The organism is Pseudomonas sp. SORT22 (genome assembly GCF_018417635.1).
Classification (GTDB): domain Bacteria; phylum Pseudomonadota; class Gammaproteobacteria; order Pseudomonadales; family Pseudomonadaceae; genus Aquipseudomonas.
On record NZ_CP071007.1, the window covers coordinates 43,751 to 58,207 of the forward strand.

Annotated in this window: 10 protein-coding genes; 9 read left to right on the forward strand and 1 reads right to left on the reverse strand. The window is 64.1% G+C overall.

Going from position 1 to position 14,457, the window contains the following annotated elements:
* The first annotated feature begins 76 nt into the window (after positions 1–76).
* From JYG36_RS00165 to JYG36_RS00185, 5 genes are all read left to right on the forward strand, one after another.
* Positions 77–1,528 carry a hypothetical protein gene (locus JYG36_RS00165; protein WP_213602790.1) on the forward strand — a complete coding sequence of 484 codons (1,452 nt, stop codon included), beginning with the start codon at positions 77–79 and terminating at the stop codon, positions 1,526–1,528.
* Positions 1,516–2,991 (forward strand): hypothetical protein, encoded by a 1,476-nt coding sequence (locus tag JYG36_RS00170; RefSeq protein WP_195885392.1) that lies wholly within the window; start codon positions 1,516–1,518, stop codon positions 2,989–2,991. Before JYG36_RS00165 ends, JYG36_RS00170 begins: the two co-directional genes overlap by 13 nt.
* 15 nt (positions 2,992–3,006) lie before the next feature.
* Positions 3,007–3,411 (forward strand): hypothetical protein, encoded by a 405-nt coding sequence (locus tag JYG36_RS00175; RefSeq protein ID WP_045200613.1) that lies wholly within the window; start codon positions 3,007–3,009, stop codon positions 3,409–3,411.
* A 109-nt stretch (positions 3,412–3,520) separates the two neighbouring features.
* Positions 3,521–7,204 (forward strand): tubulin-like doman-containing protein, encoded by a 3,684-nt coding sequence (locus tag JYG36_RS00180; protein WP_213602792.1) that lies wholly within the window; start codon positions 3,521–3,523, stop codon positions 7,202–7,204.
* Between the two features lie 16 nt (positions 7,205–7,220).
* Positions 7,221–8,255, forward strand: a complete 1,035-nt coding sequence (locus tag JYG36_RS00185; RefSeq protein ID WP_045200615.1) for a hypothetical protein — start codon at positions 7,221–7,223, stop codon at positions 8,253–8,255.
* A gap of 12 nt (positions 8,256–8,267) precedes the next feature.
* On the opposite strand, the gene JYG36_RS00190 is transcribed toward JYG36_RS00185, so the two are convergent.
* A complete protein-coding gene (locus tag JYG36_RS00190) occupies positions 8,268–8,669 on the reverse strand; it encodes a GFA family protein (RefSeq protein WP_213602794.1) in 402 nt (133 codons plus the stop codon).
* 304 nt (positions 8,670–8,973) lie between these two features.
* On the opposite strand from JYG36_RS00190, the gene JYG36_RS00195 reads away from it, so the two are divergent.
* The 4 genes from JYG36_RS00195 (at position 8,974) to JYG36_RS00210 (ending at position 14,415) form a co-directional block, all read left to right on the forward strand.
* The gene (locus tag JYG36_RS00195) at positions 8,974–10,281 is read left to right on the forward strand and encodes a CitMHS family transporter (RefSeq protein ID WP_045200619.1); all 1,308 of its coding nucleotides are present in this window, start codon (positions 8,974–8,976) and stop codon (positions 10,279–10,281) included.
* A 75-nt stretch (positions 10,282–10,356) separates the two neighbouring features.
* The gene (locus JYG36_RS00200; RefSeq protein ID WP_045200621.1) at positions 10,357–11,124 is read left to right on the forward strand and encodes a TerC family protein; all 768 of its coding nucleotides are present in this window, start codon (positions 10,357–10,359) and stop codon (positions 11,122–11,124) included.
* Between the two features lie 218 nt (positions 11,125–11,342).
* A complete protein-coding gene (locus JYG36_RS00205) occupies positions 11,343–13,001 on the forward strand; it encodes a Na/Pi cotransporter family protein (protein WP_093377559.1) in 1,659 nt (552 codons plus the stop codon).
* Between the two features lie 37 nt (positions 13,002–13,038).
* Entirely contained in the window at positions 13,039–14,415 is a 1,377-nt protein-coding gene (locus JYG36_RS00210; protein WP_195885388.1) for a M16 family metallopeptidase, read from the forward strand.
* The last annotated feature ends 42 nt before the right edge of the window (positions 14,416–14,457 follow it).

The window sequence follows — 14,457 nt, forward strand, 5'->3', positions numbered from 1 at the left end:
CTCTTTCTATCGACGTGACAGCCTGGCTGTGAAGGGCAGGGCTGCGCACGAACGACCGTTGGCATGGTGGGATTATATGGACGTAGTCGGAGACGACCGCGAGTACGAGTGGTCGCTGGATGGGCAACGCTGGTTGCAGGATGCCCACGGCAGGTTCTCCCTGACCCACGTCGCTGGCAAGGCGCTGGAAGGCGATCAGCCCGACCTGGATTTCCTCGTCGGGGCGCAGCAGGCGCCTGACGGGCAGTCCTGGCTGCCGGCCAGCTTCCGCCATTGCCCGCAGACCGGCGCGCCCCTTGAACCTGTTCGTTACGCTCCCCAGCAGCGCTGGTTGCCACCTTATGGCAACGGTAGCGGCCGGCGGGTGGTGGAGGGCTGTTGCAAGCTCGATGCTGCCGAGCAGACTGTCGCCGCCGTGTACCAGCGCCTTGATCGCGCCAGCCCGCGCAACCTCAATGCCGCGCGCAAGTTCGACCAGTTGCCGCGCAGCAACGGTTTGAATTTCCTCGTCGCCAACCTCGGCGGCCATCGCGAAGCGCTGTTTGCGCTGGCGCGCGATGGCAGCCTGTTCCGCTGGCAGCGCAAGGCCGAAGAATGGGTCGGAGTGCTGCCGCACAGCACCCCGATCGGTCGCTGCAGCCTGCAAAGCTGGGCCTGGGGCGTGAGCCTGCGCGAGCAGGGCAGCCAGCAATGCCTGCTGCTAGCCTGTGATGAAGGCGCCACCGAAGTGCGCGTCGATCCGCTCGCTGGCCGCTACCACCTGGAGCGCTGCCCTGGCCGCGCTATCGCCGCCCCCGGCGAACTTGAAGAGCAGGTGCTGATTCCCCAGCAGATGCCCGATGGCAGCTTCTGCGTGGTCGCCCGCCAGAATGATCAGTGGCTCGCACACCCGATTGCCCTGGCCAATCCGCAACACCTGCACAATCTCTCGGCGCCGCTGCGCGACCCGGCCTCGCGGCGCCTGCTGTGGATCGGCGCCCACGGCTACTTGAGCGTCAAGCTCGGTGAAAGCCTCGAAGCCCAATGGCTGAGCTGGCCGCCCGGCGCCCAGGCGCGCCCCGAATATGGCCCGCCGTTCGTCAATGGCTACGGCATCTGGCAGCAACTGTTCGAAGGCAGCGAGCAGTACTGCCTGCGCCTGGACTCCGACGAGCGCAAGGAAGTCAAAGGCTCGCGCCTGAGCACCGGGCAGCTGAACTACATGTTCAACGTGCGCCTGGACGCCCCGTGGGGTGAACACGACGTCGACAACAACCCCGCCGACCGCGAAGTGGTGTACCCGTTCATCGAGTTCAGCGACAACCCGCACCTGCTGTCGTGCCGGGTGCGCTGGCCCTCGAGCCTGCAGCAGTTCTTCGGCAATGAGCAGCCCGTCGAGACCGAGTACTGCCTTGAGCGCATCGGCCAGCCGGCCTTGAGCCTGCTGCTGAAGGTGGCGCAACCGTGGAACGCGCAGTGGTTCTGCTACGACAACGCCCTGTGGCTGTACATCGATTCGACTGGAGCGCTTTACCGATGGAACGCCTGAACCGCCTGCTACGCCACAGCCTGCTGCTCGTCCTGAGCCTGGTCTGCATAAGCGCCCATGCGGCGCCACTGCGCCAGGTGTTGCTGGTACAGAACTCCGGCTGGATGGAGCCGTTCTACCTCGACCCGGCCTCGGGCTTCAAACCGCTGGTCACGCAACTGGCGGCCAGCGCCGCCGGCAGCGGCGAAGTGGTAATTGGTGCCTTCAACCAGGCCGACAGCAGCCACCCCTCGCCGCAATGGACCTACCGCGGGCCAGGCACCCACGCCAAGCTCGCCGACAGCGTCAATGCCCTGAGCCTGGCCCGCAAGGCCAGCGGCGCCTATGCCGATACCGATTTCAAGGAAGCCTTGCTGGCGGCGATCAACACCGGCCTGGAAGGGCGCGAAGGCATCATCTGGATCGTCACCAACAACAAGAACAGCCCCAACAACAGCAACGAAACCCAGCTCAAGAACCGCGAGTTCTACGACCTGCTGCACAAGGAAGCAGTGATCAGCCGCATCGCCGCCTTCCCGCAGAAGATGCCGGTCAAAAGCAGCAATTTCGAGGCTAACGGCCTGATGATCTACGCCCTGGCCTATGGCGCCAACGCCGGTGCCGCGCTCGAGCAGGTGCTGGCCCAGCCGGCCCTGGCAACACTGCTCAAAGACGCCGGGGTGCGCCTCAAGCCACTGACCCAGGCGGCCGTGCGCTTTATTCCGACCGGGGTAAAAGACACCCCGGACGTCAGCGCCGAGCTCGCACCCGACCAGCAAACCGTGGTGCTCAACATCGATGTCGACGGTTCGCCGAAAACCGCGGTGCTGCTGGGCCGCTTCGAGAACCAGTTCAACCCCTACCAGATCCACTCAGCCAAGGTCGCGATGAGCCTCGATATGCCGGGCGAAGCCCTGCAGTCGTCGATCTCCCTGGACCGCATCGAAAACCTCGAGCCAGGCGCCCGCTCCGAAGAGCTGTCGATCAGCCTGCAATTGCCACCGCTGCCTTCGCAGTGGTCCAGCGAAGTGCTGCTGTCCAGCGGCTACCAGCGTGCCGGCGCCATCGAAGTGCGCCTGAGCGAACAGCAGTTGCAGATTTCCCAGCAGTTCATCGAGCGCATGAACGAACTGTTCCCCAACGATGCCTTGCCAGACGTGTTCCTGCCCTCCAGCGAGGCCAGCGCCTCGGCTACCCGCCTGCCGATCGTGTTGCAGATCAGCTACCCGCTGGGCCCGGTGCTGCTGTTGCTGGCCCTGTTCGTGTTCGCCTTGTTCGGCCTGCTGCTGGCCAAGAGCCTGGTCGGCGGCAAGAAGCCGGTCACGGTCATGGTCGAAGGCGTGGCCCAGCAGTACCCGCTCAAGCCGTTCAGCAGCGCCAGCGTCTACGACGCCCGGCAGAACAAAGTCGCGACGGTAAAGCGCGGCCTGTTCGGCGCCACCCTTGAAAAGCTCGCCGCCGACGTCGCCGTGCGCCTCAAATAACCTTAGGACCCTGTCATGACCCAAACCAGCTCCCTGCCAGCCCCAGTAGAAAACGAAGCCGCTCCGGCCACCAGCACCTCCACCCTGAGCGTGCCGACGCCAGTGCTGGACCTGGGCCCGAAAAAAGTCGACAGCCGCGATGCCCTGGTCGGCGTGGCCGTGTTGGTGGTGCTGGCGTTGATCTTCTTCGTGATCAAGAACGCCTACGCCAACTGGCGCGTGCGTGAGCGCGTGGCGCCAAGCCGTGCCAACGCCTCTGGCTGGTTCCTGTTCCTCGGCCTGCTGCTGGTTTCGGCCATGGCGGTGCTGGCGGTGATCAACTCCGGGCAGTTCCTGACCCCGCTGTACCTGGCGCCACTGGCTGGCGTGGCCGGCATTTCGCTGGTGGCCTGGCTGATGACCTTCTCGGCCAAACGCTGAGCCAGGCTTGCTGCGCCCGCGTCAGGCCAGGCCTGACGCTTCAACCGATGATGGATTTAGTACGCCGAGCTGACTCGGCCAGCCCAGCCAGGGCTCATGGAGTTTGAAGATGAACGAGAATGCACAACCTTCCGGCCCGGCGGCGCTGAACGCGGTCAGCGAGAAGATCCACCCGACGCTGTTCATCGCCCTGGGCGGTACCGGCATGAAGGTGAACATCCGCCTGCGCCGGCGCATTCTCAATGCGATCTGGGGCGGCAACAACCAGGTTCAGCAGATTGCCGATTTCCCCCTGGTACAGTTCGTCAACTTCGACCTGGATGCCGGCGAAGTCACTCAGGACGGCAAGTCGATCAAGACCGACGTGCTCGCCGAGCAGGTCGCCTTCACTTCCGAAGAAAAGATCATCGAGCCGCTCAACCTGAGCAAATACACCCACTCGATGGACGAGCTCAACCGCCACCGGGAAGTGGCCGAGTGGTTCCCGCTGACCCCGGACAAGATTCGCGCCCTGGGTATCGACCCGTCCAAAGGTGCCGGGCAGATCCGCGCGCTGTCGCGCCTGTACTTCTACGACAAGTACCCGGTGATCCGCGACAAGCTGCGCGACAAGGTCAACCGCCTGCTGGCCAACATCGGTGGCCATGCCGACAAGCTGAAAAAGCTCGGCCTGGAAATCGACCCGGGCAAGATCCGCATCGTCATCAGCGGTTCGGCCGCCGGCGGCACCGGTTCCGGCTCGTTCCTCGACATGGGTTACCTGGCCAAGGCGATCCTCAAGGAGAACAACATTGCCGGCAAGGTCGACCTGTTCTTCGTCCTCCCCGGCGGCTTCCATGCCTTCAACACCGAGCGCGTGCAGGCCAACGGCTACGCAGCACTGATGGAGCTGGAAACCAGCATGCGCGGCAACCGCCTGGTCAAGCACTGGGACGCAACCGACAACCTGTTCATCGACAGCCGTCCGTACGACGATGTCTACATCGTCGACAACAGCAACGTCGCCCAGGCCAAGACCAGTGACCAGGAAGACATCTACGAGATGCTGTCGGACGTGCTGTTCACCGACTTCACCTCCCAGGACTTCGCCAACAAGAAGCGCTCGATCGCGGTCAACCAGAACCAGCACAAGATCCGCTCCTACACCGTGCGCCTGCCGCAGGACTACGGCGACGATACCGAGCTGCGCTTCCCGTGCTCGTACTCCGCGCTGGGCCAGGCGGTGCTCGACACCCAGATCGATGCACGGCAGAACGTGCGCCTGAGCCGTCAGGTGCAGCAGATGCTCAAGGCCTTCTTCGGCATCGCCAACGCCGCCGCCAACGACAACCGGCCAACCGACCGCGAGCGCGATGACTTTTTGCGCGAGCAACTGAACGTCACTGCGCGCACCTTCACCGAGCTGCCGGACTTCCTTTCCAAGGTCGAGCTGACCCTGGCCACCGGTGAGTTCACCCACTATCAGGTGGCTGACGACCTGCTGCTGGTCGAGGGCGACAACAGCGTCACCGCGCAGATCGAGCAAAAGGTCGAGATGCTCTTCGAGCGCCTGCAAAATGGCGGCGCCGACAAGGACCAGTGGCTGACCCACGTGCGTGAAATCCAGCAGCAGCTGGAGCGCGACACCAAGGGCAGCAACATCGACAGCGCCGAGCGCAACCACGAAGTGCGCATCAAGGAAAACCGCCAGCGCCGCCTGGCCGAACTGGTACGCGAAGACGCCCTGCCGGAAAAACTCTTCCGGCGCCTGGACGACGATGAGCGTGGCGGCCTGGATTACACCCTGGCGCTGGTCGAGATGCTCAAGGACCGCCTCGAAAACGAAGGCAGCGGGATCATCCCGGCGCTGGAAAAGAACGCCGCGCGCTTCAAGGAACTGGCCGAGAAGCTGGAGTCCTCGGAGCTGGCCCGCGAGTTCGAACGCCTCAAGGAAACCACCGGCGGCGGCCTGATGGCCCGCCTGAGCGGCAAGGACAAACAGGCCGAGACCGTACTCACCCAGGTCAAGGACACCTTGCGCGACAGCCTGCTGTTCTACGTGCGCCATGTCGCTGCCCGTGAAGCGGCGCAACTGCTGCGCGAGCTGTCCGAGTGGCTGGGCCGCAAGGAGTCGGTCGACCACAGCGGCCGTGCAGTATGGAACGGCTTCGTTGGCCGCCTGCAGGACGGACGCAATGCGGTTGACCAGCTGTTGCGCCGGATCGAAACCGATATCAGCAAGATCGACGCCAGCATCAAGGAAAAACACGCCACCCTGATCCCGCTGGCGCTGGTGCAAAGCAGCGAGGAACAGGTCGTCGATGGCGCCCAGGTGCGCGAATGGGCCAAAGACGCTTTCAAGGACTTTGGCGGCTCCAAGGTGCTGTTCGGCAAACTGCAGGACGAAGAGGGCCAGGAAGAATTGCTGGGCAAACTGCGCAGCAAGGCCGTGCAGCAGTTGCCCAAGCAAAACCAGGGCATCGACCCGCTGCTCAGCGCCCTGGCCGCGCTGACCCCGGACGAACAGCGGGAAAAATTCCGCCAGCTACTGCAACGGGCCATGCCTTGGGCGCCGCTGAACCTCACCGGCGGCTTCGGCATCGTCAAGGACCGCTACACCTGCCTGGTGGGCGTGCAGGATGCCAACGAATTCAAGCGCACCTACGGCGCCATGCTCGCCCAGTGCCTGCCGCAGGGCACCGGCATGACTGCCGGGCAGATCCAGTTCGTCGAGTCCGGCACCCCGGGCAAGCTGATCTGCTTCACTGAGCTGAGCGGCTTCCCGCTGCCGGCCCTGACCCCGCTGCCGACCTACCTGGCCAGCTACCGCAAGGAAAGCACGACGATTCCGCTGCACAGCCACAAGCGTATCAGCCAGTTCGTACAGCCGATCCAGTTCACCCAGGAGCAGTACCGCCAGTTCGCCGAAGACTTCAAGCTGTACCTGCACGCGGTGGCCGTTGGGGTGTTGCGGCGCAACCCGTCGGAACGTTACGAGCTGATGATCGACCAGGACTACTTCAGCATCGGTGACGAGTTCGCGATCCGTCAGAACGGTCTGAACCAGGTGCAACGCAAAGACATCGAGGACCAGTTGCGCCAGCGTTACGAGCAACTGCGCAGCCCGCAGCAGCTGGCGGCCATGGTCGCGCTGTTCGAAGACCTGCGCCGCGGCGCCTACAAGCCGCAGATGCGCCAGAACGAGCTTGGGGTGTCGTCGCTGTACCAGACCTTCCCGTACAAGATCGCTGAGCTGCTGAAGAACGAGTACGACAACCGCCTCAAGCGCCAGGCCCCGGATACCGCAGAACGCCTGGTAGAGCAGGCGCGAGCGCTGCTGGAGCAATTCGCCGAACCGGTCAACGGCTCACGCGCCGACGTCTATCGCGACGAAGTGCATGACGAGCACAGCGAAAAACGCACCCTGCGCAAGGAGTGCTTCAGCAGCGGCTGGCTCGACGCGCTGTTCCAGCCGGCCGCCAGCGCCGCACCGGCACCGATGCCGGGCATGGCTGCGCCACCGCCAGGTGTTGCCGGTATCGCGCCGCCACCGGTGGCTACGCCGCAGTTCAGCTATCACCTGAGCGTGGCTGGCAGCAACTACGGCCCGTACACCAGCAGCCAGCTGCAACAGTATGTGCAAACCGGCCAGATCACCCGCGACAGCCTGCTGTGGCGCGAAGGCATGGCCGCCTGGCTGAGCGCCGGGCAGATCCTCGAACTTGCCCATCTGTTTGCTCCGGCCCCTGCTGCGGCGCCGCCGGTAGGCACGCCACCGCCCGTCGCGCCGATGGCGCCACCGCCTGTGAACTGAGGAAGGCCTGAGCCCTATGTCCGCATCTGCGAAAAAACCGGCCTTCCCCCTCAACTGCGCCAATGGCGAGTGTGGCAAGGCCCTGTGTGGCCCGGTGCTGTTCTGTCCATATTGCGGTGCCAGCAGCCAGGTGGTGACCAGCGCACCGGTTGCCGCTCCGGCAGCCGTGGCAGCGGCCGTTGTCGCGAGCGAAACGCCGACAGCCCCAGCACCGGTGGCCAAAGCGCCCGAGCCGCCACGGCAGGTGACCATCTCCAGCGCCGAGATCGAGCGCGCCGTGGCAGCCACCGCGCCGCCGCAAGCGCCGGTCGTGGCCCAGGTGAGCAAACCACGCAATGTCGCGCGCCAGGCCGCGCTGGCCATCGCCGTGCTGGTTGCGGTGGGTGGTTATGCGGCCTATCAGATGAACGCTCGCAAGGCCTTGCAGCAGTTCGAGGCAGAACTGGCCGCAGGGCAGGGCTGCCTGCGCCTGAACCAGTACAACTGCGCACTGGAAAAGGCCGAAAGCGCCCTGCGCATCGAAAGCAAGGACCCGCGCGCCATCAGCTTGCTGCAACGCGCACAGGCCGGGCTAGAGGGTCAGCAACGCGATCAGCAGGCCCAAGCCCAGGCCGCCGCCGCTGCCGCAAGCGCTGCAGCAACGCGCAAGGCAGCAGCCGAACAGGCGCAGCGCGAGCAGCAAGCCCGTGAGCTGGCGGCCAAGGAGCAACAGCTTCATGACGAACAGACCCAGCTTGCCAAACGCCAGCAACAACTGGAGCAGCAGGCGCGCTCGGCACCGCCAGTACAGCCGCGGGTGGCACCTGTTGCCCGGCCGGTGCAACGACCGGTGGCGCCGGCAGCCAACGCCGGGTTGGTGGGCCAGCAGCTGAGCCAGGCGCGTAGTGCCCTGGCCCGCCGCGACGGCGCCACCGCGCGCTCACTGGCCAACCGGGTGCTCAGCCAGGATCCGGGCAACCGTCAGGCGCAGATCATCCTGCGCCAGGCCGAACAGCTGCGCGGTCAGTCGTTCAACACTCCCAAGGGCCTGGGCGGGGTGATCATCGAGTAAGCCGCTGAAAGCCTAGAGCGTCTCCCCGGACTCGCCGGGCAGATGCTCGTCCAGGTGCAACCAGGGTAGGCGGCTATCGATCCAGATATGTCGGTTCGGTGCCGCCAGCTGCGGCTGGTCGAGAGTGGTCACGGTAACATCGATGCTCTGCGGGCTCAGATCGGTGGTCAGCGCCACATGCGCCCCGCACCGGCTGCAGAAATAGCGCACGCAACTGGCAGACGAGTCGTAGCGCTGCGGCGTACCGCTCAACCATTGGAAATCCTCGCAACTCACCGTCAGCCAGGTGATCAGCAAACCACCACTGACCCGTCGGCACACCGAGCAATGGCAGTGGGCAACATCCGTCAACGGACCTTGAATCCGGTAGCGCAGGGCGCCGCAATGGCAGCCGCCTTCGTACGTATCACTCATCGCTCCCTCCTGTTGCCTACAGGCTGATAACCAACAATGCACCTCTCGTCGGCTTTGGGCCAGCGAAAGCTGGCTGAAAGCTTCCCACCTTAGGATTGCCACCACTACCGGCACAAGACCGGTCAGCCAGGGCCCCGTTCGTTGCATGCGGCGCCCGGCCCAATTAACAACAACAATGGTGATACTGATGCTTTCCTACGCCCGCCTCCCTGCAGCAATCCCTCCGTTATTCCACGCGCTGCGCCCTGTGCGCTGATCCGCCCGAATCGTTCTTCCTTCGCCGCGCTACGCCTGGAGTACTCCCATGCTGACCTTCCTCGGCTTTGCCATGGTCATCACCTTCATGTACCTGATCATGACCAAGCGCCTGTCGGCCTTGATCGCGCTGATCCTGGTACCGATCCTGTTCGCCCTGTTCGGTGGTTTTTCCGCCAAGATCGGCCCGATGATGCTCGAAGGCATCAGCAAACTGGCGCCGACCGGGGTCATGCTGATGTTCGCGATCCTGTATTTCGCCCTGATGATCGACTCCGGCCTGTTTGACCCGGCCGTGCGCAAGATCCTCAAGCTGGTCAAGGGCGACCCGCTGAAAGTCTCGGTCGGCACTGCCGTGCTGGCCCTGGTGGTGTCGCTGGATGGCGACGGCGCCACCACTTACATGATCTGCGTGGCCGCCATGCTGCCGCTGTACAGCCGCCTGGGCATGAGCCCACGGATCATGGCCGGCCTGATCATCCTTGCCGGCGGCATCATGAACATGACCCCCTGGGGTGGCCCGACCGCGCGCGCCGCCAGCGCCCTGCATGTCGACCCCTCGGACATCTTCGTACCGATGATTCCGGCGATGCTCGCTGGTGTCGTCGCCCTGTTGGCGATTGCCTACGCCTACGGCAAGCGGGAACGCGCGCGCCTGGGTGAACTGCACCTGCCTGGTGATGAGATCGATCACAGCGAAATCAGCGTTTCGCAGTTCCCCGACGCCCGTCGCCCGAAACTGCTGTGGTTCAACGGCGCGCTGACCGCCGTGCTGATGGTCTCGCTGATCATGGGTCTGCTGCCGCTGCCGGTGCTGTTCATGATCGCCTTCAGTATCGCCATGATCGTCAACTATCCGTGCCTGCAGCAGCAGAAAGACCGTATCGCCGCCCATTCGGGCAGCGTGCTGGCGGTGACCGGGCTGATTTTTGCCGCCGGTATCTTCACCGGCATCCTCTCCGGCACCGGCATGGTCGACGCCATGTCCAAGAGCCTGCTGGCGGTCATTCCGGATGCGCTGGGGCCTTACCTGGCGGTGATTACCGCAGTCGTAAGCATGCCGTTCACCTTCTTCATGTCCAACGACGCCTTCTACTACGGGGTGTTGCCGGTACTGTCGGAAGCGGCCAGCCACTATGGCATCTCGCCGGTGGAAATGGCCCGCGCGTCGATCGTCGGCCAACCCGTGCATCTGCTCAGCCCGCTGGTACCCTCTACCTACCTGTTGGTGGCCCTGGCCGGCATCGAGTTCGGCGATCATCAGCGCTTCACCCTGAAGTGGGCAGTGCTGATCTGCCTGTGCATAATGCTCGCCGCGCTGCTCATGGGAATTTTCCCCCTGTTCAGTAGCCTATAAGACAACAGAATCACCTAACCGCTGCCGCGCCCCATCGCCTGGGGCGTTGTGCTTACATCGTTCGAAGGAATACACATGGAATGGCTGACCAGCCCAGAGATCTGGGTTGCCTTTTTTACTCTGACGGCGCTTGAGATCGTTCTCGGTATCGACAACATCATCATGATCTCGATCCTGGTCAGCCGCATGCCCAAGCACATGCAGCAGCGCACCCGGATCTTCGGTCTGGCGCTGGCCATGGTCACCCGCATCCTCCTGCTGCTGTCGATCACCTGGGTCATGCGCCTGACCGCCGACCTGTTCGTGGTGTTCGGCCAGGGTATTTCCGGGCGCGACCTGATCCTGTTCTTCGGCGGCCTGTTCCTGTTGTGGAAAAGCTCCCAGGAGATCTACCACGGCCTGGAAGGTGAAGACGAAACCAGCGACGAGCCAAGCGGCGCCGGCGGCAAGTTCTTCTACACCATCATCCAGATCGCCATCATCGACATCGTCTTCTCCCTGGACTCGGTGATTACCGCGGTGGGCATGGTTTCCCACGTACCGGTGATGATCGCCGCGATCGTCGTCGCGGTGCTGGTGATGATGCTCTGCGCCGGCGCCATCAGTAACTTCATCGACAAGCACCCGTCACTGAAGATGCTCGCCCTGTCGTTCCTGATCGTGGTCGGGACCGTGCTGATTGCCGAATCCTTCGACGTTCACGTACCCAAAGGCTACGTCTACTTCGCCATGGCGTTCTCGCTGGCGGTCGAGGCGATCAACATCAAGATGCGCACGGCCATGGCCAAGAAGAAGCAACAGAGCGATCCGGTGAAACTTCGCAAGGACATCCCGGGTCAGTAATCCCGGTGCTGGTGAAAAGGGCCCTGCGCAGGGCCCTTTTTTCATCTTGCGTCATGACAGTTTTGTTTCAAAGGCTGGCGTGGCTATGCGATGCTGGCGCCACGGCCATTGGCCGACTACAGCTTAAGAGAGCACTGGGAAAAACCGCCTGGCAGCAGGACAGGCTCACGGCATCAACCATTTTGCCCCGCTGGGGCGCATAACAGGGGGCCTTTTCAATGCTGACCCTGCTCAATCTGCTTTCCGCCGTGGCGTTGCTGATCTGGGGCACGCACATCGTGCGTACCGGTATCCTGCGGGTGTACGGCTCGAACCTGCGCCGGGTACTGAGCCAGAACATGTCCAAGCGCCCGCTTGCGTTTATCGCCGGCATCCTGGTGACGGCGATGGTGCAAAGCAGCAACGCCACGGCGATGCTGGTGACCTCGTTCGTCGGCCAGAGCCTGATGGGCCTGACCCCGGCGCTGGCGATCATGCTCGGCGCCGATGTCGGTACCGCGCTGATGGCGCGGGTGCTGACCTTTGACCTGTCATGGCTGTCGCCGCTGCTGATCTTTCTCGGGGTAATCTTCTTTCTTTCCCGCAAGCAAACCCGCGCCGGGCAACTGGGCCGCGTCGGTATCGGCCTGGGCCTGATCATCCTCGCCCTGCAGCTGATCGTCGAAGCGGCGGCGCCGATCACCCATGCCCAGGGGGTGAAGGTACTGTTCGCCTCGCTGACCGGCGATATCCTCCTCGATGCCCTGGTCGGTGCCCTGTTTGCCCTGATTTCCTACTCCAGCCTTGCCGCCGTGCTGCTCACCGCCACCCTGGCCGGCGCCGAGCTGATCAGCCTGCCGGTGGCCATCGGCCTAGTCATTGGCGCCAACATCGGCAGCGGCCTGCTGGCCTTTCTCAGCACCAGCATGCAAAACGCCGCCGGGCGCCAGGTGGCACTGGGCAGCTTGCTGTACAAGCTGATCGGCCTGGTGCTGATCATTCCCGTGCTGCATCCGCTGGTGGCGTGGATGGACAGCCTGAGTTTCAGCCCCCAGGAGCTGGTGATCGGCTTTCACCTGCTCTACAACACCCTGCGCTGCCTGATCCTGTTGCCGACGGTGACGCCCATGGGCCGCCTGTGCAGATGGTTGCTGCCCGAGCGCGAAGAAGCCAACGGCCGCGCCCGCCCGCGTCACCTCGACGCGACCGCACTGACCACGCCAAGCCTGGCCCTGGCCAACGCGGTGCGCGAAACCCTGCGCATGGGCGACCTGGTCGACAGCATGCTCGATGCCATGCTCAACGTGCTGCGCGGTACCCAGACCGCCATGACCCAGCAGATGCGCGGCCTGGGCGAGGACGTCGAGGCGCTGTACAACGCCATCAAGCTGTATCTGGCGCAAATGCCCCGCGAAGACCTCAGCGAGCAGGACAGCCGGCGCTGGGCCGAGATCATTGAGCTGGCGATCAACCTCAAGCTGGCTGCCGACCTCATCGAGCGCATGCTGCGCAAGGTCCAGCAGCAGAAGACTTCGCAGCGCCGCGAGTTTTCCGAGGTGGGCCTGGAAGAACTGACCGGCCTGCACAGCCAGTTGCTGGCCAATCTGCGCCTGGGCCTGTCGGTGTTTCTCAGCGCCGACCCGGAAAGCGCCCGCCAGCTGCTGCGGGAAAAACGCCGCTTCCGCGCCCAGGAGCGGCGCCTGGCCCATGCCCATGTCAGCCGGTTGCAACGTAAAGTGGTGCAAAGTATCGAGACCAGTTCGTTGCACCTGGAGCTGATCGCCGACATGAAACGATTGAACTCCTTGTTCTGCAGCAGTGCCTATGTGGTATTGGGCGGCGCCGATACTGGCGGCCTGCTGCTCGACAGCGTGCCGGACGACGCTCATTCACCGTGATCGCGACACCCCAAGAACTCCCGCAAGGAAGCTCGCCATGCGTTGCCTGATGTTCATTTGCCTGCTGCTGGGCTGCGCGCCCGGCTTTGCCCTCGACCGCTCCCAGGTCGAGGGCTACCTGCTGCCCAACGGTCTGCAGGTGGTGCTCAAGTCAGGTTACGAACGCAACCATGTGTCGATCCGCCTGGTGGTCGGCGTTGGCTTCGATGATTTTCCCTGCGAGCGCCAGGAGCTGCCACACCTGCTCGAACACCTGCTGTTCAGCGGTATCGACGAGGGCGGAGAGGGCGGCCTGGAAGAGCGCATGCAAGCCCTGGGCGGGGAGTGGAACGCCTATACCAGCAGCGCCGATACCACCTTCGTCATCGAGGCGCCGGCACGCAACCAGCGCAAGGTGCTCGACCTGCTGCTGGCGGTGATCAACGACACCCAGATCGATGAAAAAGCCCTGCAGCTATCCAAGCGCATCGTCGAGCGCGAAGACGGCGGCCATTACTCGCACCTGCAGCGCTGGCTCGATCGCCAGGACCTCGGCCATCGCGCCAGCGACCAGCTGGCCGTGGAGTTGGGGCTCAAATGCGCCGAACGTTCGTCGATCGAGGACATGACCCTGGAGCAGGTCAACGACCTGCGCCAGCACTGGTACGCGGCCAACAACATGACCCTGATCGTGGTTGGCGGCCTCGACCGCCTGCTGCCGGCTTATCTGGAACGCACCTATGGCGAGCTGCCAGCGGTCGAACCAGGCGAGCGCCGGGTACTGGACGGCGTCACCCACAAAGCCGAGGCACGCCGGGAGTTGATTCGCGGCTGGCTGGGCGACAGCGCCCGCCTGCACTGGCTGTTCCTCGAACCGGTGCTGAACAACGACCACAGCCAGACCTGGGACCTGCTGCAGCGCTACCTGGATTGGGCGCTGTACGACGAATTGCGGCTCAAGCACGGGTTTTCCTACGGCCCGTTCAGCCAGCGCGAGAGCTTCGGCGATACCGGGCTGATGGTACTCAACGCCGACCTCGACCGCGCCGATGTCGATGCTGCCGAGCAAGCCCTGGCGGCCATGCTCGAGCGCCTGCGCAAAAACGGCCTGGACCCGGCAACCTTCCAGCGTATCAAGCAGGCTGCCATCGACCGCGAAGCCTGGTCAACCCAGGGCAACAGCGCCCTGGCCGATTACTACTGGGGCGCCTTGAACGACTTTGACGAAGGGCGCTTTGCCGATCCGGCGCGGGCCTTGCGCCGGATCAGCCTGGAAGATGCCAACCAGGCCCTGCAGCAGTTGCTGGCCGAGCCCGGCTATGTGCGGATCGAGAAGCCACTGCTCAGCTACGACGAGCTATATGGCTGGGTGGCGCTGGCGGTGGGGGTGTTGTTGGCCGGGGTGCTTATCTGGGGGCGGCGGCGTTCGCGCTGAAATCATCGCGGGGCAAGCCCGCTCCTACAGAGTATCCTGTGC

Bases quoted from the DNA above. Each gene is read 5' to 3' on its own strand.
- JYG36_RS00165 (WP_213602790.1), top strand. From the start codon at position 77: ATGGACGTAGTCGGAGACGACCGCGAGTACGAGTGGTCGCTGGATGGG.
- JYG36_RS00195 (WP_045200619.1), top strand. From the start codon at position 8,974: ATGCTGACCTTCCTCGGCTTTGCCATGGTCATCACCTTCATGTACCTG.
- JYG36_RS00170 (WP_195885392.1), top strand. From the start codon at position 1,516: ATGGAACGCCTGAACCGCCTGCTACGCCACAGCCTGCTGCTCGTCCTG.
- JYG36_RS00210 (WP_195885388.1), top strand. From the start codon at position 13,039: ATGCGTTGCCTGATGTTCATTTGCCTGCTGCTGGGCTGCGCGCCCGGC.
- JYG36_RS00190 (WP_213602794.1), bottom strand. From the start codon at position 8,669: ATGAGTGATACGTACGAAGGCGGCTGCCATTGCGGCGCCCTGCGCTAC.
- JYG36_RS00200 (WP_045200621.1), top strand. From the start codon at position 10,357: ATGGAATGGCTGACCAGCCCAGAGATCTGGGTTGCCTTTTTTACTCTG.
- JYG36_RS00205 (WP_093377559.1), top strand. From the start codon at position 11,343: ATGCTGACCCTGCTCAATCTGCTTTCCGCCGTGGCGTTGCTGATCTGG.
- JYG36_RS00185 (WP_045200615.1), top strand. From the start codon at position 7,221: ATGTCCGCATCTGCGAAAAAACCGGCCTTCCCCCTCAACTGCGCCAAT.
- JYG36_RS00175 (WP_045200613.1), top strand. From the start codon at position 3,007: ATGACCCAAACCAGCTCCCTGCCAGCCCCAGTAGAAAACGAAGCCGCT.
- JYG36_RS00180 (WP_213602792.1), top strand. From the start codon at position 3,521: ATGAACGAGAATGCACAACCTTCCGGCCCGGCGGCGCTGAACGCGGTC.